This is a genomic window from Alkalilimnicola sp. S0819 (assembly GCF_009295635.1).
Classification (GTDB): Bacteria; Pseudomonadota; Gammaproteobacteria; order Nitrococcales; family WHIW01; genus S0819.
This window is the reverse complement of the sequence record NZ_WHIW01000020.1, coordinates 1-17,240: the sequence shown is the minus strand read 5'-3', so window position 1 is coordinate 17,240 and position 17,240 is coordinate 1. Positions and strand designations below refer to the sequence as shown.

General features: G+C 67.0%; 16 protein-coding genes. 5 read left to right on the top strand and 11 right to left on the bottom strand.

Translation table 11 applies throughout. The features are described from left to right. Positions 1-59 precede the first annotated feature (59 nt). Positions 60-2,084, top strand: coding sequence for a CocE/NonD family hydrolase (locus GBG68_RS13155; RefSeq protein ID WP_152148112.1), 2,025 nt, complete (start codon positions 60-62; stop codon positions 2,082-2,084). A gap of 21 nt (positions 2,085-2,105) precedes the next feature. Beyond that, complete coding sequence (locus tag GBG68_RS13150; protein ID WP_152148109.1) at positions 2,106-3,095, top strand: LLM class flavin-dependent oxidoreductase; 990 nt, start codon at positions 2,106-2,108, stop codon at positions 3,093-3,095. 46 nt (positions 3,096-3,141) lie between these two features. Here GBG68_RS13150 and GBG68_RS13145 read toward each other — a convergent pair whose 3' ends face one another. The 4 genes from GBG68_RS13145 to GBG68_RS13130 form a co-directional block, all read right to left on the bottom strand. Then, a complete protein-coding gene (locus tag GBG68_RS13145; protein WP_152148107.1) occupies positions 3,142-3,342 on the bottom strand; it encodes a hypothetical protein in 201 nt (66 codons plus the stop codon). A 9-nt stretch (positions 3,343-3,351) separates the two neighbouring features. Continuing rightward, a complete protein-coding gene (locus GBG68_RS13140) occupies positions 3,352-4,581 on the bottom strand; it encodes a YeeE/YedE family protein (protein ID WP_152148105.1) in 1,230 nt (409 codons plus the stop codon). Between the two features lie 11 nt (positions 4,582-4,592). Further along, positions 4,593-5,540: a sulfurtransferase gene (locus tag GBG68_RS13135; protein WP_152148103.1), complete on the bottom strand. Its 948-nt coding sequence runs from the start codon at positions 5,538-5,540 to the stop codon at positions 4,593-4,595. A gap of 137 nt (positions 5,541-5,677) precedes the next feature. Continuing rightward, positions 5,678-6,562: a DMT family transporter gene (locus GBG68_RS13130; RefSeq protein ID WP_226801801.1), complete on the bottom strand. Its 885-nt coding sequence runs from the start codon at positions 6,560-6,562 to the stop codon at positions 5,678-5,680. Between the two features lie 236 nt (positions 6,563-6,798). Between GBG68_RS13130 and GBG68_RS13125 the strand changes: the two genes are divergently transcribed. Then, positions 6,799-9,375: an EAL domain-containing protein gene (locus GBG68_RS13125; RefSeq protein ID WP_193222340.1), complete on the top strand. Its 2,577-nt coding sequence runs from the start codon at positions 6,799-6,801 to the stop codon at positions 9,373-9,375. Between the two features lie 7 nt (positions 9,376-9,382). Here the strand turns inward: GBG68_RS13125 and GBG68_RS13120 are convergent, their stop codons facing one another. The 7 genes from GBG68_RS13120 to GBG68_RS13090 form a co-directional block, all read right to left on the bottom strand. Next, the gene (locus GBG68_RS13120; protein WP_152148099.1) at positions 9,383-10,060 is read right to left on the bottom strand and encodes a spermidine synthase; all 678 of its coding nucleotides are present in this window, start codon (positions 10,058-10,060) and stop codon (positions 9,383-9,385) included. 155 nt (positions 10,061-10,215) lie between these two features. Further along, positions 10,216-10,584: a hypothetical protein gene (locus GBG68_RS13115; RefSeq protein WP_152148097.1), complete on the bottom strand. Its 369-nt coding sequence runs from the start codon at positions 10,582-10,584 to the stop codon at positions 10,216-10,218. 307 nt (positions 10,585-10,891) lie between these two features. Continuing rightward, positions 10,892-11,752: a 23S rRNA pseudouridine(2605) synthase RluB gene (rluB, locus tag GBG68_RS13110; RefSeq protein ID WP_152148095.1), complete on the bottom strand. Its 861-nt coding sequence runs from the start codon at positions 11,750-11,752 to the stop codon at positions 10,892-10,894. A gap of 154 nt (positions 11,753-11,906) precedes the next feature. After that, positions 11,907-12,479 carry an SMC-Scp complex subunit ScpB gene (gene scpB / locus GBG68_RS13105; protein ID WP_152148093.1) on the bottom strand — a complete coding sequence of 191 codons (573 nt, stop codon included), beginning with the start codon at positions 12,477-12,479 and terminating at the stop codon, positions 11,907-11,909. 13 nt (positions 12,480-12,492) lie between these two features. Continuing rightward, positions 12,493-13,311, bottom strand: a complete 819-nt coding sequence (locus tag GBG68_RS13100; RefSeq protein ID WP_152148091.1) for a segregation and condensation protein A — start codon at positions 13,309-13,311, stop codon at positions 12,493-12,495. 2 nt (positions 13,312-13,313) lie between these two features. After that, on the bottom strand, positions 13,314-14,531 hold the full coding sequence (locus tag GBG68_RS13095; RefSeq protein ID WP_152148089.1) for a tryptophan--tRNA ligase: 1,218 nt from the start codon (positions 14,529-14,531) through the stop codon (positions 13,314-13,316). A 117-nt stretch (positions 14,532-14,648) separates the two neighbouring features. Continuing rightward, positions 14,649-15,269 carry an L-threonylcarbamoyladenylate synthase gene (locus GBG68_RS13090; protein ID WP_152148086.1) on the bottom strand — a complete coding sequence of 207 codons (621 nt, stop codon included), beginning with the start codon at positions 15,267-15,269 and terminating at the stop codon, positions 14,649-14,651. A 159-nt stretch (positions 15,270-15,428) separates the two neighbouring features. Here GBG68_RS13090 and GBG68_RS13085 point away from each other — a divergent pair, with 159 nt between their 5' ends. Together GBG68_RS13085 and GBG68_RS13080 are read left to right on the top strand one after the other, a co-directional pair. After that, positions 15,429-15,974, top strand: coding sequence for a septation protein A (locus GBG68_RS13085; RefSeq protein WP_152148084.1), 546 nt, complete (start codon positions 15,429-15,431; stop codon positions 15,972-15,974). A 71-nt stretch (positions 15,975-16,045) separates the two neighbouring features. Continuing rightward, positions 16,046-16,894, top strand: coding sequence for a peptidylprolyl isomerase (locus GBG68_RS13080; protein WP_152148082.1), 849 nt, complete (start codon positions 16,046-16,048; stop codon positions 16,892-16,894). The last annotated feature ends 346 nt before the right edge of the window (positions 16,895-17,240 follow it).

Here is a 17,240-nt window from a genome sequence, read left to right as displayed (position 1 = left end):
ACTGAGGGAGCCGCTGATCAATTGTCCTGGGGGGCACAACGACGCCGGAGGCGTGGCGCATGAAGGTGGTCCGGGAGTTTCCCTACGCAGTGCGAACCATCGAGCACCTCTACATACCGCTGCCCGACGGCCAGCAGGTCTCCGCCCGGCTATGGATTCCGGAGGCCGCCACCCACCAGCCCGTGCCCGCCATCCTTGAGTACATCCCCTACCGCAAGCGCGACCAGACCCGGGCCCGGGACAGCAGCAACATGCCCTATCTCGCCGGCCACGGTTATGCCTGCGTGCGAGTGGACATGCGCGGCAGCGGCGAATCCGACGGGGTGCTGAAAGACGAATACGCCGAGCAGGAGATTGGCGACGGCGTCGACGTGATCCACTGGATCGCCCGGCAGGACTGGTGTGACGGCCAGGTGGCGATGATGGGCATCTCCTGGGGCGGTTTCAACGGTCTGCAGATCGCCGCCCGCGCGCCCGCGCCGCTGAAGACGGTCATCAGCTGCTGCAGCTCCGACGATCTGTATCAGGACAATATGCACTACATGGGCGGCTGCCTGCTCGGCGATCACCTGTCCGAGGCCACGGTCATGTTCGCCTTCAACAGCTTGCCGCCGGACCCGAAGCTCGCCGGCGAGCGCTGGCGCAAACTGTGGTTCCAGCGCCTGGAGGGCAGCGGCCTGTGGCTGGAGAAATGGTTGCGCCACCAGCGCCGCGATGCCTACTGGCGCCATGGCTCGGTGTGCGAGGACTACAGCCGCATCCAATGCCCCATCATGGCGGTGGGCGGCTGGGCCGACGGGTACACCAACGCCATCTTTCGCCTGCTGGAGCACCTGCGGGTGCCCCGCCGCGGCTTGATCGGCCCCTGGGGCCATCGTTACCCAAACGCCGGCGTACCCGGGCCGGCCACCGGCTTTCTCCAGGAGGCCCTGCGCTGGCTGAACCACTGGCTCAAGGGCGAGGAAACCGGGCTTGGGCACGAGCCCATGCTGCGCGTCTGGCTGCAGGACAGCGTCCCGCCCTCCACCTCCTACGAGGCCCGCCCCGGGCGCTGGGTGGGCGAGGCCGAATGGCCCTCGCCGCGGCTGGAGAAGCGCTGCTATGGCCTGGGCTACCGGCGCCTGCTGGACTGTCCCGGGGACGGGGCCGAAGCGCCCGAAGAGACCGTGCAGTCGCCGCTCTCGGTGGGGCTTTACGCGGGCAAGTGGTGCTCCTACTCCGCCGTGCCCGACCTGCCCCATGACCAACGGGAGGAGGACGGCGGCTCCCTGCTCTTCGACACCGAGCCACTGGCCGCGGACCTGACCATCTTAGGCATTCCCGAGGCCGAACTGGTGCTCGCCGCCAACCGCCCTGTGGCCCAGGTGGCGGTGCGCCTGTCCGACGTCTTCCCCGACGGGCGCAGTACCCGCATCACCTATGGCCTGCTCAATCTCACCCACCGGGACGGTCACGAGAATCCCCAGCCCCTGAAGCCCGGTCACCCCTACCCGGTGAGGGTACAGTTCAACGGCATCGCCCAGGTGATCCCCGCGGGCCATCGGCTGCGCCTGTCCATCTCCTCGTCCTACTTCCCGCTGGCCTGGCCGGCGCCGGAACCCGCCATGCTGCGCCTGTGCTGCGCGCGCAGCCGGCTCAACGTGCCGGTACGCCCCAGCGACGTCTCGGCGGAACCCTTGCGCCCCCTGGGCCCGGCGGAGGGCGCACCGCCCCTGCCTACCCGGCGCATCGAAGCGCCTCGCCACGCCTGGCGCGTGATTCGCGATCTGGCCGCGGACACCGGCACCCTGGAGGTGATCAACGATCAGGGGCGTTACCACATCCCGGAGATCAATCTGCAGTTGCAGCGCAACACCGAGGAGCGCTACAGCTTCCAGGGCAGCGACTTTCAGTCCCCCCGGGGCATGACCTACACCGAGCGGGGCCTTCGCCGAGGCGACTGGGAAACCAAGGTGGTCACCCGCACCGTGCTCAGCGCCAACCGCACGCATTTCCGCATCCATGCACGCCTGGACGCCTATGAGCAGGACCGTCGGGTGTATTCCCAGAACTGGGACGAATCCATTCCTCGGGATCTGATGTAGCCCAGTGTTAGGCTATGGCCCATGACTGCCTATTCCGTACTCGATCTCGCCCCCATCCGCGCCGGCGGTGACGCCGCCGAGGCCCTGCACCACAGCCGGGAACTGGCCCGACTCGCCGAGCGCTGCGGCTACACCCGCTACTGGCTCGCCGAGCACCACAACATGACCGGGATCGCCAGCGCCGCCACCGCCGTGGTGATCGGCCATATCGCCGGCGGCACCGAGCGCATCCGGGTGGGTGCCGGTGGCATCATGCTGCCCAACCACGCCCCGCTGGTGGTGGCCGAACAGTTCGGCACCCTGGAGTCACTCTATCCGGGACGCATCGACCTGGGCCTGGGGCGCGCGCCAGGCACCGACCAGCGCACCGCCCGGGCCCTGCGTCGTTACTTCGAGGCCGCCGAGCAATTTCCGCAGGACCTGGCGGAACTGCAGGGGTATTTCCAGCAAGCCAAGCCGGGCCAAGCGGTGCAGGCCGTCCCCGGGGCGGGCTTGCGGGTGCCCATCTGGCTGCTGGGTTCGAGCCTGTTCAGTGCACAGCTGGCCGCCCTGCGCGGTCTGCCCTTCGCCTTCGCCTCGCACTTCGCCCCGGATCAACTGCTGGACGCGCTGCACGTCTATCGCAGCACCTTCCGCGCCTCGGCGGATCTGCAGGCGCCCTATAGCATGGCCGGGGTGAACGTGTTCGTGGCGGACACCGACGAGCAGGCGCAGCGGCTGTATAGCTCCCTGCAGCAGCAGTTTCTCGCCCTGCGCCGTGGCCGGCCGGGCAAGCTGCCGCCGCCGGTGGAAGACATTACCCGCCAGGCAAGCCCCCAGGAGTTGGCGATGCTGGAGCGTACCCTGGGGCCGGGATCGGTGGTGGGTTCACCGGAGACGGTGCGGGCGGGGCTGGGTCGTTTCATCGAGCGTACCCGGGTGCAGGAGCTGATGATCACCGCTCAGATCCACGATCACCAGGCGCGTTGCCGCTCCTTCGAGCTGGCCGCCGAGATCATGCGGGAGCTGTGAGGTGGACCGGAAACCGGGAGCACGCAAGGCGTGCCCCCGGCCGGACTCATTCCTTGCGGGTGGACGGACAGGGCGCCCCGCAGGGCGCGCAGGCAGAGGAATCCAGCTGAGAATAACTGGTCTGCACCCCACCCTGCCCGCTGTTGCGGGCGAAGGTGCTGCTGTTGATATGGTCAACGAAGACCAGCGCGAATAACGCCAGCAGCACCAGTAGAATCCGCCAGTAACTGTAAGCCTTCTTTTCCATGCGCCCCCCTCAGCCCCGGCTCATGCCGAACAAGGGCCGGGCGCGTATGCCCAGCAAGGAGCCGAGAAACGCGAAACCGAACCAGATCCAACCATGCAGGCTGGCCGAGGCGATGCCGCTGAACATCGCGCCGATATTGCAGCCAAAGGCGAGACGAGCGCCGTAGCCCATTGCCAGACCACCCACCACGGCCCCCAACAGGGAACGCCAAGGCAGCGGATTGCGGCTGGCGGCGTTGAACTTCCCCGCCAGGCCCGCGGCCAGCATCGCCCCCAGCAACAGGCCGAAGTCCATCACCGAGACCACGTTCACCAGCACGCTGTCCTGCAGCGCCAGCGCCGGGTAATCCCAGGTCCAGAACTCGAACTGGCTCATGTCCACGCCGAGCCCCACCAGCGCTTTCGCGCCCCACAGGCCGAATGCGAAGGTGATGCCCCAGGGATAACCCGCGATCAGCATGGTCAGCAGATTGCCCACCGCCAGCACGAGCGCGGCCCAGAACAATGGCCAGCCGCCCATGAAGAAACTGCGCCAACCGTACTCGGCGCGGCGAAACACCGCCTTCTGCACCTCGCCGTGATGGCGCCGCTCATGGGCCGCCGCCCACAGCGCCAGGCCCAGCAGCACCAGGATCTGCAACAGCAGCGCCCCCCAGGGGCTCAGCACCGCGGAGAGGTTTACCGGGTCGAAACCCGGCTGCGCCAGCCACCAGGGTAGATGCAGGGTGCCGATCACCGAACCGATGATGAAGAACAGCAGGGTCACCAGCATGCGCCGGTTGCCCGCCCCCACCGTGAACAGGGTGCCCGAACCGCAGCCGCCACCCAGCTGCATCCCGAAGCCGAACAGGAAGCTGCCCAGCAACAGCGAGGTGCCCACCGGCGCCACGGTGCCACTGATGCTTAGCCCCTGGGAGGGTGCGATCGCCAACACCGGAATGAACAGCGCCGAGGCGATGGCGAGCAGGAAGAGCTGCGCGCGCATGCCGCCGCTGCGTTTCTCCACCACCAGCTTGCGCCAGCCGGCGGTGAAGCCGAAGGCGCCGTGGTACAGCGCCACCCCCAGCACACCGCCCAGCAGGAACAGCCAGAGCCTGTCGGTGGGCGCCTCCAGCCAGATCAAGCCGCCCAGCAACGCTGCGAAGAGCAGCGACACCGAGACCACGAAACGGTCCGCCCTGGGCCGCACCGCCTGAGGCGCCGCCGTGGCGGCACCGATAGTTACATCCGTCGCACTCATGTCGAGCCCGCTCAGTCGAAGATGCTCAGCAGCTTCTGCAAGCCGCGCTTTTCCACCTGTAGCGGGCGGGACTCGTCCGCTGCCCACTCCACCATGGAACCGTCATACATGGTGACGTTCTGGTAGCCGGCGATCTCCGACAGAGCGAACCACCCGGTGGAAGCCCAGTGGCCGGTGTTGCAGAAGGTAATGGTGGGTTCACGGGCCACCTCGGCCTCGTCGATCAACTGCTGCAGGGTCTCGCGGCTGACAAACTCGGTGCTCTCGCCCTTCACCAGCTTCTGCTGCTCCAGGTTGATCGCCCCGGGGATGGTGCCCGCCGCACGCGCCGCCGGGTGCTTGCCGCGGCCCAGAAAATGCTCCGCCGGGCGCGAATCCACCAGCTGGATACCCTCCGCCATGGCGGCTTCCACATCGGCGGTGTCGGCCACCATCCGCGGACGGAAGTTCGCCTGGAAGGCTGCCGCTTCGGGCGCGTTCCAACCCTGTTCCACCGGCGCGCCGGCCGCCACCCAGGCCTTGTAGCCTCCATCGAGGATGGCCACACGGTCATGGCCCAGCACCTTGAAGGTCCAGTACACCCGGGCGGCGCTGCCAAAGTCGGTGGCCCCCACCCCGGCGGGCACCACCACCACGGCGCTCTCATTATCAATGCCCAGGGCGCCGATCAGCGCCTCCAGGTCCGCCACCGGCGGGAGCTTGGCCACCACACCGTCGCGCTTCACGCGCCAGCCGGCCTGGGCGTAATTGGAGTACACGGCGCCGGGGATATGGCCCTGCTCGAAGACCTCCCGCGAGCCGCCGTCGATGGTGTTGCGCACGTCCAGCACCACCACGTCGGCGTTGTCCTTGTTGGCCTGCAGCCACTGCACGTCCACCAGGGGCTGCAGTTCGGTGGCGGCGAAAACCTGGCCCGCGAAGAGCAGACCTGCCGTCAGCAACACTATGCGCTTGATCATAAATAACTGAACCGTCTAATGAGTGGGTTGTTTATGCGATTCTATAAACTATCGATATTTCATCAAGCGACCAGCCAGAACGATTGCGTCTATGCTTATGTCGAGAACCGCCCCCTGTAGCTCGGTCATACCCGCACTCAGCGGGACGCCGAGCGCCAGTTGACCAGCGCCACCCCGATCACCACCACCGCCAGCCCGGTCAGGGCCTGCGGCCCGAGCCGCTCATCGAACAAGCAGTAACCGAACAGGGCGGCGAACGGCGGCGCCAGATAGAAAAGGCTTGCCACCTGGGCCGCCGCGCCCCGGCGGATCAACGCGAACAGCAGACCAATCGCCCCCACCGAAAGCACCAGCACCAACCAGCCGAGGGCGAAGATGAACTCGCCGCTCCAGGCGATGCTCATGTCCTCGAACAAGGCCGCGGCGATCAGCAGCACCACCGCGTTGCCCCCGTATTGCAGGGTGCCGGCGCTGCGCAGATCCGCATTCGGGCAGTAGCGCTTTTGATAGAGCGTGCCCAGGGTAATCCCCACCAGGGCGGCCAAGGCACAGACCAGCGCCGCCGGGCCACCGCCGAAGTCCAGACGCCCCTGGACCACCAGGCCCACGCCCAGCAGCCCCAGAACGAGCCCCAGCCACTGCCGGGGTCGAATCCGCTCGCCCAGGAAAATGCCCGCCAGCGCCGCGGTCAGCAAGGGCTGCAGGGCGACGATGATGGCCGTGACCCCGGCGGCCAGACCCAAATCGATGGCGTAGAACACACCCCCCAGATAGACCCCATGCACCAGCAGGCCCGCCACCACGATATGCGCACTGGTGCGCCTGTCCGGCCAGGGCGCGCGGGTAAGCAAGGCCACCAGATAAAGAAGTATCGCGGCAAAGGCCACCCGCACCGCCAGAAAGGTGAAGGGCTCCACATAGGGCAGCCCCAGCTTGGCGCCGATGAAACCGGTGCTCCAGAGCACAACGAACAGCCCCGGCATCAGCAGCAACCACAGCTTCTCGGCCTGCGCACGCCCCATGCCTCCCCCTCTATACACGCGGCGGAAAGACGCACATCGTATCAGAGCAGCCGGTCGATACCGCTCGGGCCCAGCCGCGACCAGGGCCGCGATCTCATCGGGAAGGAGCTCGTCCGCGAACAGCCACTGCGCCGCTCGCCGTGAGCTGCTACATTCAGGCGATACCCTTTTGGGAGATGCTGATCAATTCTCCTCGGCCTCTGCGGCAGCCAGGCGAACTGAACCAGGGACATGGCATGAAACGATCCGGCGCGAGAATTCTCCGAGCCAGCTTGCTGATGCTGTGCTTGCTGGCCGCGCCGGCCCTGGGCCAGGAACTGCGCGTGGGTGTCTACCAGAATGAGCCGAAGGTGTTCGTGAACGACGCCGGCGAGCCGGCGGGCATTTTCGTGGACCTGCTGCGCGAGATCGCTCAGCGGGAGGACTGGACGCTGCGCTTCCAGCGCTGTGAGTGGGACGATTGCCTGCGCCAGCTGCGCGCCGGGACACTGGATCTGATGCCGGATGTGGCCTGGTCCGCCAATCGAGCCGGGACCCTGGACTTCCACCAGCAGCCCGCCCTCTACGCCAGATCACAGATCTTCGCGCCTCCCGAAGCGCGGCTGATCTCCGTCTTCCAGCTGCAGCACCTCCGTATCGCGGTGCTGCGTGACTCCGTGCAGCACGAAAGCTTCGGCCAACTGCTGCGGGCCTTCGGCGTCGACGCGGTGTTGGTACCGGTACGCAGCCTGGAACAAGGCTTGAGAACCACCGCCAAAGGCCAGACCGACGCGGTGATCAGCGATGACCGTTTCGGGCTGATGTACGCGCCACGCTACGGCCTGGAGGCCACGCCCATCGTCTTCGACCCCACCCCACTCTACTTTGCCGCGGCCGGCGGCCGCCAAAGCGCCGTATTGCGGGCCATAGACGATCATCTGTTGGCCTGGCGCGCCGACAACGATTCGCCCTACTACCGGGTACTGCGCCGCTGGCAGCCGGAGCGAGGCGGCCTGATCGCCGCGGTGCCGAGCGCCGTATGGTGGGGGTTGGGAATACTGGCTGTGGCGCTGTCGGTCACGCTGGTGCTGGTTTTCTGGATGCGACGGCTGATCGCCCGCCGCACCCGCTCCCTGCGCGAGAGCGAACAGCGGCTGGAGACGATTCTCGACAGCGTCGGCGCCTTCATCTACATCAAGGACCGAGAGCTGCGCTACACCTACGCCAACCAGGCCGCCCGGGAACTGCTGGGGCGCTCCAACGAGCAGATCATCGGCCTTGCCGATGCGGATTTCCTGGGCCCTGCGGCCGCCCAGCGGCTGAGCGTCGTGGACCAGCGGGTCCTGGAGCACGGCGAGGCGGTGCAGACGGAGGAACAGTACCAGGAGACCGAGCACCGGGAACCGCGCACCTTCCTCTCCCAGAAAATCCCCCTGCGCGATGCCAGCGGCGCCATTTACGGCCTGTGCGGCATTGCCACCGACATCACCGAACGCAAGCGCACCGAGGAGACCGTGCGCCGCATCGCCTACTACGACACCCTCACCGGCCTGCCCAACCGCAGCTACCTGCTCGAGCGCCTGCGCACCAATGCCGACGAGCAGGCCGGCCGGGAGCCCGGGCTGCAGGCGCTCATCTACATCGATCTGGACGCCTTCAAGGACCTCAACGACACGCTGGATCACGAGGTGGGTGACGAGCTGCTGCGCCAGGTGGGCCAGCGCCTGGAGGCACTGGCCCAGCGCCAAAAGGACGTTCACGCGGTACGCTTGGGCGGGGATGAGTTCGCGCTGTTGCTGGAGGGCTTGCACGCGGCCCCGGGCAAGGCCCAAGCGCGGGCCGAGGCGCTTGCCAGGCAGGCACAGGACGCGCTGGGCGAGGAGTATCAGCTGAAGGAAGAGCTGCGCTACCAAGGCAGCTGCAGCATCGGCCTGTCGCTCTCCCAGGCCGGCGAACGGGGCGGCGAGCAGGCCGACCAGCTGCTGCGCCATGCGGAAATGGCCATGTACCGGGCCAAGCAGGCCGGGCGCAATGCAATGCAGGTCTTCAGCCCGGAGATCGAGGCGGCGCTCGCCGAACGGATCAACCTCGAAGCGGACATGCGCCGGGGCCTGGCGCAGGGCCAGTTCCGCCTGGCCTACCAGCCCCAGGTGGACCAGGAAGGCCGGGTGATCGGTGCCGAGGCGCTGCTGCGCTGGCAGCATCCACAACGGGGTAATATCTCGCCCGGTGTATTCATACCGCTGGCGGAGCACAGCGGGCTGATTCTGCCGCTGGGGCACTGGGTGCTGGAGACCGCCTGCGCGCAGCTGGCGCGCTGGGCCCAGAGCCCGCGCACCGCCGGGCTGAGTCTGGCGGTGAACCTGAGCGCCCGACAGTTCCGCGCCAGCGGTTTCGTGGAGGAACTGACCGCGCTGCTGGAGCGCAGCGGCGCCCCCGCCGCGCGGCTCAAGCTGGAGCTGACTGAAACGCTGCTGATCGAAGACCTGGAAGAGGCCGCCACCACCGCCCAACGCTTAAGCCGGCTGGGGGTAAGATTCTCGCTGGATGATTTCGGCACCGGCTACTCATCCCTCGCCTATCTCAAGCGCCTGCCGCTCTCCCAGTTGAAGATCGACCAGAGCTTCGTGCGCGACATCCTCAGCGACCCGGTGGCCGAAGCCATCGCTCGCTCCATCATCAGCCTGGGCGCTTCCTTGGAGCTGGCGGTGATCGCCGAAGGGGTGGAAACCCAGGCGCAGCGTCAACGCCTGCGGGAGCTGGGCTGCCACACCTACCAGGGCTTCCTGTTCGGGTTCCCGGACGAGGTCGCGGTGCTCGAGGCCATGCTGTAGGCGCCGTTCAGCGGGCGCGGGCCAGCCAGATGTGATGCCGCGCTCCGCGGCCCTTTCGATGCGGGCGCACGGTGCGCTCCTCGGTCTTGAAGCCGGCATGGTGCAGCCGCCCGGTGAACAGCCGGTCCGGACCCGCCGACCACACCGCCAACACGCCGCCCGGGCGCAGCGCCGCCCGCGTGGCCTCCAGTCCCTGCACCGTGTAGAGCCAGTCGTTCTCCCGGCGAATGATCCCCTCCGGGCCGTTGTCCACGTCCATGAGAATGGCGTCGAAACCGCCGGGCTCATCCCGCAGCACCTCCGCCACATCACCCACCCGCACAGTGCTGCGCGGATCGTCCAGCGGATGCCCCGCGGGCTCACCCATCAGATCCCGGTTCCACTGCACCACCTCGGGCACCAGCTCGGCCACCACCACTTCGGCATCCTCCGCCAGGCCCTGCAACGCCGCCGCCAGCGTGAACCCCATGCCCAGGCCACCCACCAGCACCCGCGCACCCCGCCGCCGGGCAAGCCCCTCACAGGCCAGCTCCGCCAGTGCCTTCTCCGAGCCGTACACGCGGCTGTTCATCAGCTCGCCGCGACCGGCGATCTTGATGGAAAAGCCCCCGGCTTCGCGGTAGAGACTGAGGTGTTTACCCGTATCGGGAACGGGGGCGCGGGCGAGCAGTTCGGCAGCTGGCATGGCGGGTGCGATCCGGTGTTGAGGCGAGCAATTCGCGGGAGCCCGAGCCTAACCCCAGCCGGATAAAAAAACACCCCCGAGAGACGGGGGCGGAACGGAAGACCGCAGTCAGGCGGCGGCCTTTCGAGGGGGCCGGGGAGTAGAAGCGGCGGGCTTCAACCGGGGCGCGCCACCACCGCATCGGCCATGGGTGGGGCGACGAAATAGCCCTCGCCCTGCCAGCAGAAGACGTAATCGCCAGCGGCCGGGTACTCATCGAAGCGCACGGCGGCGTTGCGCCCGCCGGGATTATGCAACAGGGTCCAGAGCAGCTCGCAGGCGTCGTCGAAGCCAAACCAGACACTCTGCTGCCGGCGACACTCGGGCAAATCCAGCCAGGTGCGCTCGTCCACCACCAGTACGCCGTGGCGGGGGCCGGCCGGGAGATTCGGGGTCGGCCGGGGTCGGTCCGGGATGGGTGAGGCCGGCACGGCCCCGGTGGTACGACAATCAGGCTTTCTGCGCGCGGATACCGTGGCTTCCATGACACATCCTCCTTATTGACCTTATCAGCGCGGGAGGAACGACATGCCGGGGCTTCCTGCCCTGCTCGCCCATCCCTGGCGACGGCATGGATCGTGGCTTCCTGCCCGCGGCTCCATCCTGGAGCCCTCCGGCGTCACCGTCCCTGATGACGCCCTGCTCTTCCCTGAGAGCTATTGAAGCTAGCCCCCTTTACGTGGTTCCGCTGTAGGCAAATGCTTAGGGGGAGGTAGGCCGCAAGAGAGAAAATCATGACTCAACAGTCAGCTAACCCGGCTCGCGCAGCGGCAGCCGGCGCCAGCACTGGGTTCAGCCTCGCCGACGTGGCTTGCCGGGAGCCGGCCTTTTCCCGCGCGCGGGCCGCGCCCCTGGACGGGGACGATGGCCCCGGACATCGGGCAGGTCATCGCGTCGCAGGCCCACCAGCTGGTACAGGCCCAGCATCTGGCGTGGCGGCATGGGTTTGAGATCGCCCCGGCGCATATTGCGCGGCAGCTCCACCGGGCCGTAGCGCAGGCGAATCAGGCGGCTCACCCGCAGCCCCTGGGACTCCCACAGCCGGCGCACCTCGCGTTTGCGCCCCTCGGCCAGCGTCACCCGGAACCACTGATTGGCGCTGTCCTCGTCCTCGCCTTCGGCGCTCATGGGCTGGGAGGCACTGATGCTCTCGAAGCGAGCCGGCCCGTCCTCCAGTTCCACGCCCTCGTGCAGGCTCTGCAGGATCTCCGGAGTCACCTCGCCGAACACGCGCACGGCATACTCGCGCTGGATGCCGTAGCTGGGATGCATCAGGCGGCTGGCCAGTTCGCCGTCGGTGGTGAACAGCAACAGCCCGGACGTGTTCACGTCCAGCCGGCCCACGGCCACCCAGCGCACGCCCTTCTCGCGGGGCAGCTTCTGATACACCGTGGGACGCCCTTCCGGGTCGCTGCGGGTGCTCACCTCGCCGATGGGCTTGTAATAGAGCAGCACCTGGGGCGGGGGCGGTACCAGGCGCCTTGAACTGATCGGCTTGCCATCCACGGTAATACGCACATCGGGCCCGATCCGATCCCCCAGCCCGGCCACCTGGCCGTTGACCCGCACTCGCCCTTGGGCGATCCAGTCTTCCATCTGGCGGCGCGAGCCGAGGCCGGCGCGGGCCAGGACTTTCTGTAATTTCTCGCTCATGGGGTGTGCTTATCCGATTAGAGAAAGGGGGACAGTTCTCACCCAAGGCCCGCAAAGCCGCACGGTGAACGGGTAGGGTTCGGGCTCATCGGCCTTTGAACTGCTTCCCTTGGCGACTTCGTAAGCCTTGCGCGAGACAACGGCCATTTTGTTTTCAATCCTCCTGGGGCATTTGCAGATCCAGCTCCAGATGCGCATCATCCAGGTCGCGCAGCTCCAGCAGGGTCGGCAGTTCGTCCAGGCTCTTGAGATTGAAGTAATCGAGGAACTTGCGGGTACTGCCGAACATGGCCGGCCGCCCCGGCACATCCCGGTGGCCCACCACGCGCACCCACTCGCGCTCCTGCAGCGTGCGCATGATCGAGGAGCTCACGCTTACCCCGCGTATCTCCTCAATCTCGCCCCGGGTTACCGGCTGGCGATAGGCGATGATGGCCAGCGTCTCCAGCAGCGCCCGGGAATAGCGGCTGGGCCGCTCCTCCCACAGCCGCGAGACCCAGGGCGCGAGCCGCTCGCCCACCTGGATGCGCCAGCCGCTGGCCACTTCCTTCAACTCTATGCCGCGCCCGGCGTAATCCTGCTCCAGGCGCGCCAGGGCCTGGCGCAGAGCCTTGCGATCCGGCTGGCGCTCATCCGGCCAAAGCCCCTGCAGGCGCTCCAGCGAGAGCGGCTCGCCGGCGGCGAGCAGCGCCCCTTCGATAATGTGCTTGAGTTCCGGTTCCGACATGAGCGCCCGCTCCCTAGGCCCGCGCCCGCACATAGATGGGCGCGAAGGCTTCCTGCTGCACCAGCTCCACCAGGCTGTTCTTGATCAGCTCCAGCACGGCAAGGAAGGTGACCACCACCCCCAGCCGGCCCTCCTCGGCGCTGAACAGCTGCGGAAATTCGCTGTAGTGCTCGGCGGACAGGCGGCTCAGCACTTCGCTCATGCGCTCGCGCACCGACAGCGCCTCGCGACGCACCTGATGGTGGGTGAACATCTCGGCGCGCTGCAATACTTCGGCCAGTGCCGCGAGCAGCTCCTTCAGGCTCACCTCGGGCTGCAGCTTCACCACCTTGCGATCCGGCGCCGGGGCGCTGGCCGGGTGGATCTCCCGCGCGGTACGCGGCAGCGTGTCCAGGTCCTCGGCGGCGGTCTTGTAGCGTTCGTACTCCTGGAGCCGGCGCACCAGCTCGGCGCGGGGGTCTTCTTCGGCGTCCTCCGCGTGAGCCGGCCGGGGCAGCAGCATGCGCGACTTGATCTCGGCGAGCATCGCGGCCATGACCAGATACTCCGCCGCCAGCTCCAGGCGTATGTCCTTCATCAGCTCCACGTACTCCATGTACTGGAGAGTGATGCGGGCGATGGGAATGTCCAGCACGTCCAGGTTCTGGCGGCGGATCAGGTAGAGCAGCAGATCCAGCGGGCCCTCGAAGGTCTCCAGGAACACTTCCAGGGCATCCGGCGGAATGTACAAATCCACCGGCAACTCGGTGAGCGGCTCGCCACGCACCAGCGCCAACGCCTGCTGCACAGGGCCGGCTTCGGCGGCGGGATCGAGCGGCTCCACCTGGTTCATGCTCAGCGGTAGCTCAGCCCCATGGCTTCACGCACCTCGCCCAGGGTCTCGCGGGCTTCCTCGCGCGCCGCCTCGTTGCCTTCGTTGACGATGTTGCGCACCAGATCCGGGTCTTTCTCGTACTCCCGGGCCCGTGCGCGGATCGGCTCCAGCTCGGTCTGCATGGCGTCGATCACCGGCTTCTTGCAATCCAGACAGCCGATGCCCGCCGAGCGGCAACCCTGCAGAACCCACTCCCGGGTGTCCTTGCCGGAGTAGATCTTGTGGAAGTCCCACACCGGGCATTTGGTGGGCTCGCCCGGGTCCGTGCGCCGCACCCGCGCCGGGTCCGTGGGCATGGTGCGAATCTTCTGCTCCAGCGTTTTCGGGTCTTCCCGCAGGGAGATGTAGTTGCCGTAGGACTTGGACATCTTGCGCCCGTCCAGCCCCGGCATGCGCGAAGCCGGAGTGAGCAGCGCCTTGGGCTCGGGCAGGATCACCCGGCCGGAGCCGTCCAGATAGCCCCGCAGGCGCTCCTGGTCGGCCAGGGTGATGTTCTGCTGGTCAGCGAGCAGGGCCACCGCCACCTCCAGCGCTTCGGTATCGCCCTGTTCCTGGTAGCGCTTGCGCAGATTGGCGTACAGACGGGCGTTCTTCTTGCCCATCTTGCGCGCCGCCGCCTCGGCCTTGTCAGCGAAATCCGGCTCCCGCCCGAACAGATGGTTGAAGCGCCGGGCCACCTCGCGGGTGAGCTCCACATGGGCCACCTGATCCTCACCCACCGGCACCGCATCGGCCTGATAGATGAGGATGTCCGCGCTCTGCAGCAGCGGATAACCCAGAAAGCCGTAGGTGGCCAGATCCTTTTCCCTGAGCTGCTCCTGCTGGTCCTTGTAGGTGGGCACGCGCTCCAGCCAGCCCAGCGGCGTCACCATCGACAGCAGCAGATGCAGCTCCGCGTGCTCGGGCACCCGGGACTGCACGAAGATGCGCGCCATATTCGGGTTCACTCCGCAGGCCAGCCAGTCGATGACCAGGCTCCAGACGTTCTCCGCGATCACCTCCCGGTTCTCGTAATGCGTGGTGAGGGCATGCCAGTCCGCCACGAAGAAGAAGCAGTCATGCTCCTGCTGCAGTTTCACCCAGTTCTTCAGCACCCCGTGGTAGTGCCCCAGATGCAGCTTCCCCGTGGGGCGCATGCCCGAGAGAACGCGGCTTTGCCGCCCGCTCAGCGTGCTCAAGAAGACCTCCAGAAGAGCTAGCCTGACGAATTCGGGCGATGATAACCCATGCGAGGCCGGGGTTCAGCGAAACGCCGGAATGAGCAGCACGGATTTCACCGCAAAGACACCCACCCTTTATTCGAACACGGCCGGGTCACCCAGACCGCGGCGGGTCACCACCGGCGCCTCGGCGCTCATGTCCACCACGGTGCTGGGCTCCAGCAGGCTGTTGCCCCCGTCGATGATCAGATCCACCTGCTTGCCGATGCGCTCGCGAATGTCTTCCGGGTCGGTCATGGGCAGGTCGTCGCCGGGCAGCAGCAGCGTGGTGCTCAGCATGGGTTCGCCCAACTCGGCGATCAGCGCCTGGCAAATGGCATTCTCCGGCACCCGGATACCGATGGTCTTGCGCTTGGGGTGCTGAGTCATGCGCGGCACCTGGCGGGTGGCCGTGAGGATGAAGGTGTAGGGGCCCGGGGTGTGGGCCTTGATCTGGCGAAAAGCGGTGTTCTCCACCTTGGCGTAATTGCTGATGTCCGTCAGATCCCGGCACAGCAGGGTGAAGTTATGGTCCGCGCCCAGCTGGCGCAGCTGCCGAATGCGCTCCAAAGCCCCCTTCTCCGCCATCTGGCAACCGATGGCGTAGGTGGAGTCGGTGGGATAACAGACCACGCCGCCCTGGCGCACGATCTCGGCGGCCTGACGGATGAGCCGCAGCTGCGGCGATACCGGATGAATCTCGAAATACTGGCTCATAATCTCCCCCGCTCACCGATAAGGACAGGAACACGTCCCCGCGACTGTAACGCAGTGGGCGCCGAGAGGCATAAACCGCCCGTCTGGCACCCAACACGGCCTGTGCTAAGCTGAGCCCCATCTTTCAGGCAGCGCGGACACGCACGGACCCCCGCACCGATGAAGTTCTTCTTCGATTTTCTGCCCGTACTACTGTTCTTCCTCGCCTACAAGAGCCACGACATCTACGTCGCCACCGTGGTGGCGGTGATAGCGGCCGCCGCCCAGGCGGCCTACCAGTGGCTACGCCACCGACGGGTGGCGCGCATGCAATGGGTCGTGCTCGCGCTGCTGCTGGTACTCGGCGGCGCCACCCTGTGGCTGCGCGACCCGCTGTTCATCAAGTGGAAGCCCACCTTGGTCAATTGGGCCTTCGCCGCCGCCTTTGCCCTGAGCGAAGTGCTGCGCGGGCCCAATCTGCTCAAGCGCCTGTTGGGCGAACAGCTCAGCCTGGCCGCGCCCATCTGGCGGCGGCTCAACCTGGGCTGGATCGGCTTTTTCCTGCTAAGCGGCTCGTTGAACCTCTATGTGGCCTATCAGTTCGATGAAGCCACCTGGGTCAACTTCAAGCTGTTCGGGCTACTGGGCCTGACTCTGGCCTTCGTGCTGGCCCAAGGGGCCTGGCTCGCCCGCCACCTGCCCCGGGAGCCGGGCGGAAAAGGCTGAACGAACACCCGGCGCGCCGGTCAAACCGGCGTGACACACTCTCTCGATGACAAGGCAATAAAGGACGCCCCATGAAGAAGACCCTGCCTCTCGCTCTGCTTATGCTGTTCGGTCTCAGTGCCTGCAACCTGGGTGCCGAGCAGCCGACCGCCGCCGACACCGAAGGTCAGACCGTGTTGATGCGCGTGGACGGTACCCCTATCACCGAGGAAATGCTGGCCTTCCACCTGGAGCGGCGCACTGGCGGCCAAAGCGCCCAACTCGATGAAGCCCAACGTGATGCGCTGATGCGCGAACTGGTGGACATGGTCCTGCTGGCCAACGCCGCCGAGGCCCAGGGCCTGGACCAGGACCCCATGCTGCGGGCACGGGTGACCAGCGTGCGCCAGGCCCTGCTGGCCCAGGCGGCGGTAGAGAACAAGCAGCAGGACACCGCCGCGGTGGATGAGGCGGCGGTGCAGGCGGCCTACGAGGAAATGTACAGCGACAGCGGCGCGCTGGAGTACAAGGCCCGACACATCCTGGTGGAAGAGCAGGCCGAGGCCCAGGCGCTGATCGAGGAACTCCAGCAGGGCGCGGACTTCGCGGCGCTCGCCGAGGAACACTCCACCGGCCCCTCCGCCGCGGCCGGTGGCGATCTGGGCTGGTTCGTGGCCGAGCAAATGGTGGAGCCTTTCGCCGAGGCGCTGCAGACGCTGGAACCTGGCGCCTTCAGCCAGGAGCCGGTGCAGACCCAGTTCGGCTGGCACGTGATCAAGCTGGAAGAGACCCGCGAGCAGCCCCGGCCGGCGCTGGAGGACGTGGAGCCGCAGATCCGCCAGCAACTCGCCCAGCAGCAGGTGCAGGATTATCTGACCGAGCTGCGTGAGCAGGCGAACATCCAGTACGAAGACCCGGCTCTGGCGCCAGAGCAGGAGTAAGCGTTAGAGGCTGACAGCAAGGCCCGCCACCGGCGGGCCTTTTTTATGGGTGCGCCAAGCATGGCACGCAGCGCCGTCGCTGGCGCACTCAAGACAAGGTTCTTCGCGGATTTTTTTTTTGGGGGGGGGGGGAAACCACAGGTTCTTGCGTGGCGATCCGATAAGCACGGGGATACACCTCTGAACGTCGGTGGTGACCGCCGTGTCCGGGTGGGCTTTGGGGGTTCCAAGTCTTGGCCCCGGCTGCGCCGGGGCTCCCCTCACTCCTCGGTCTGAGCGGCGTTCCGCGAACTCGTTTCGCTCAGACAGCGCTCCACTTCTTCCGCTCAGCCCTGCGGGGCTCGGC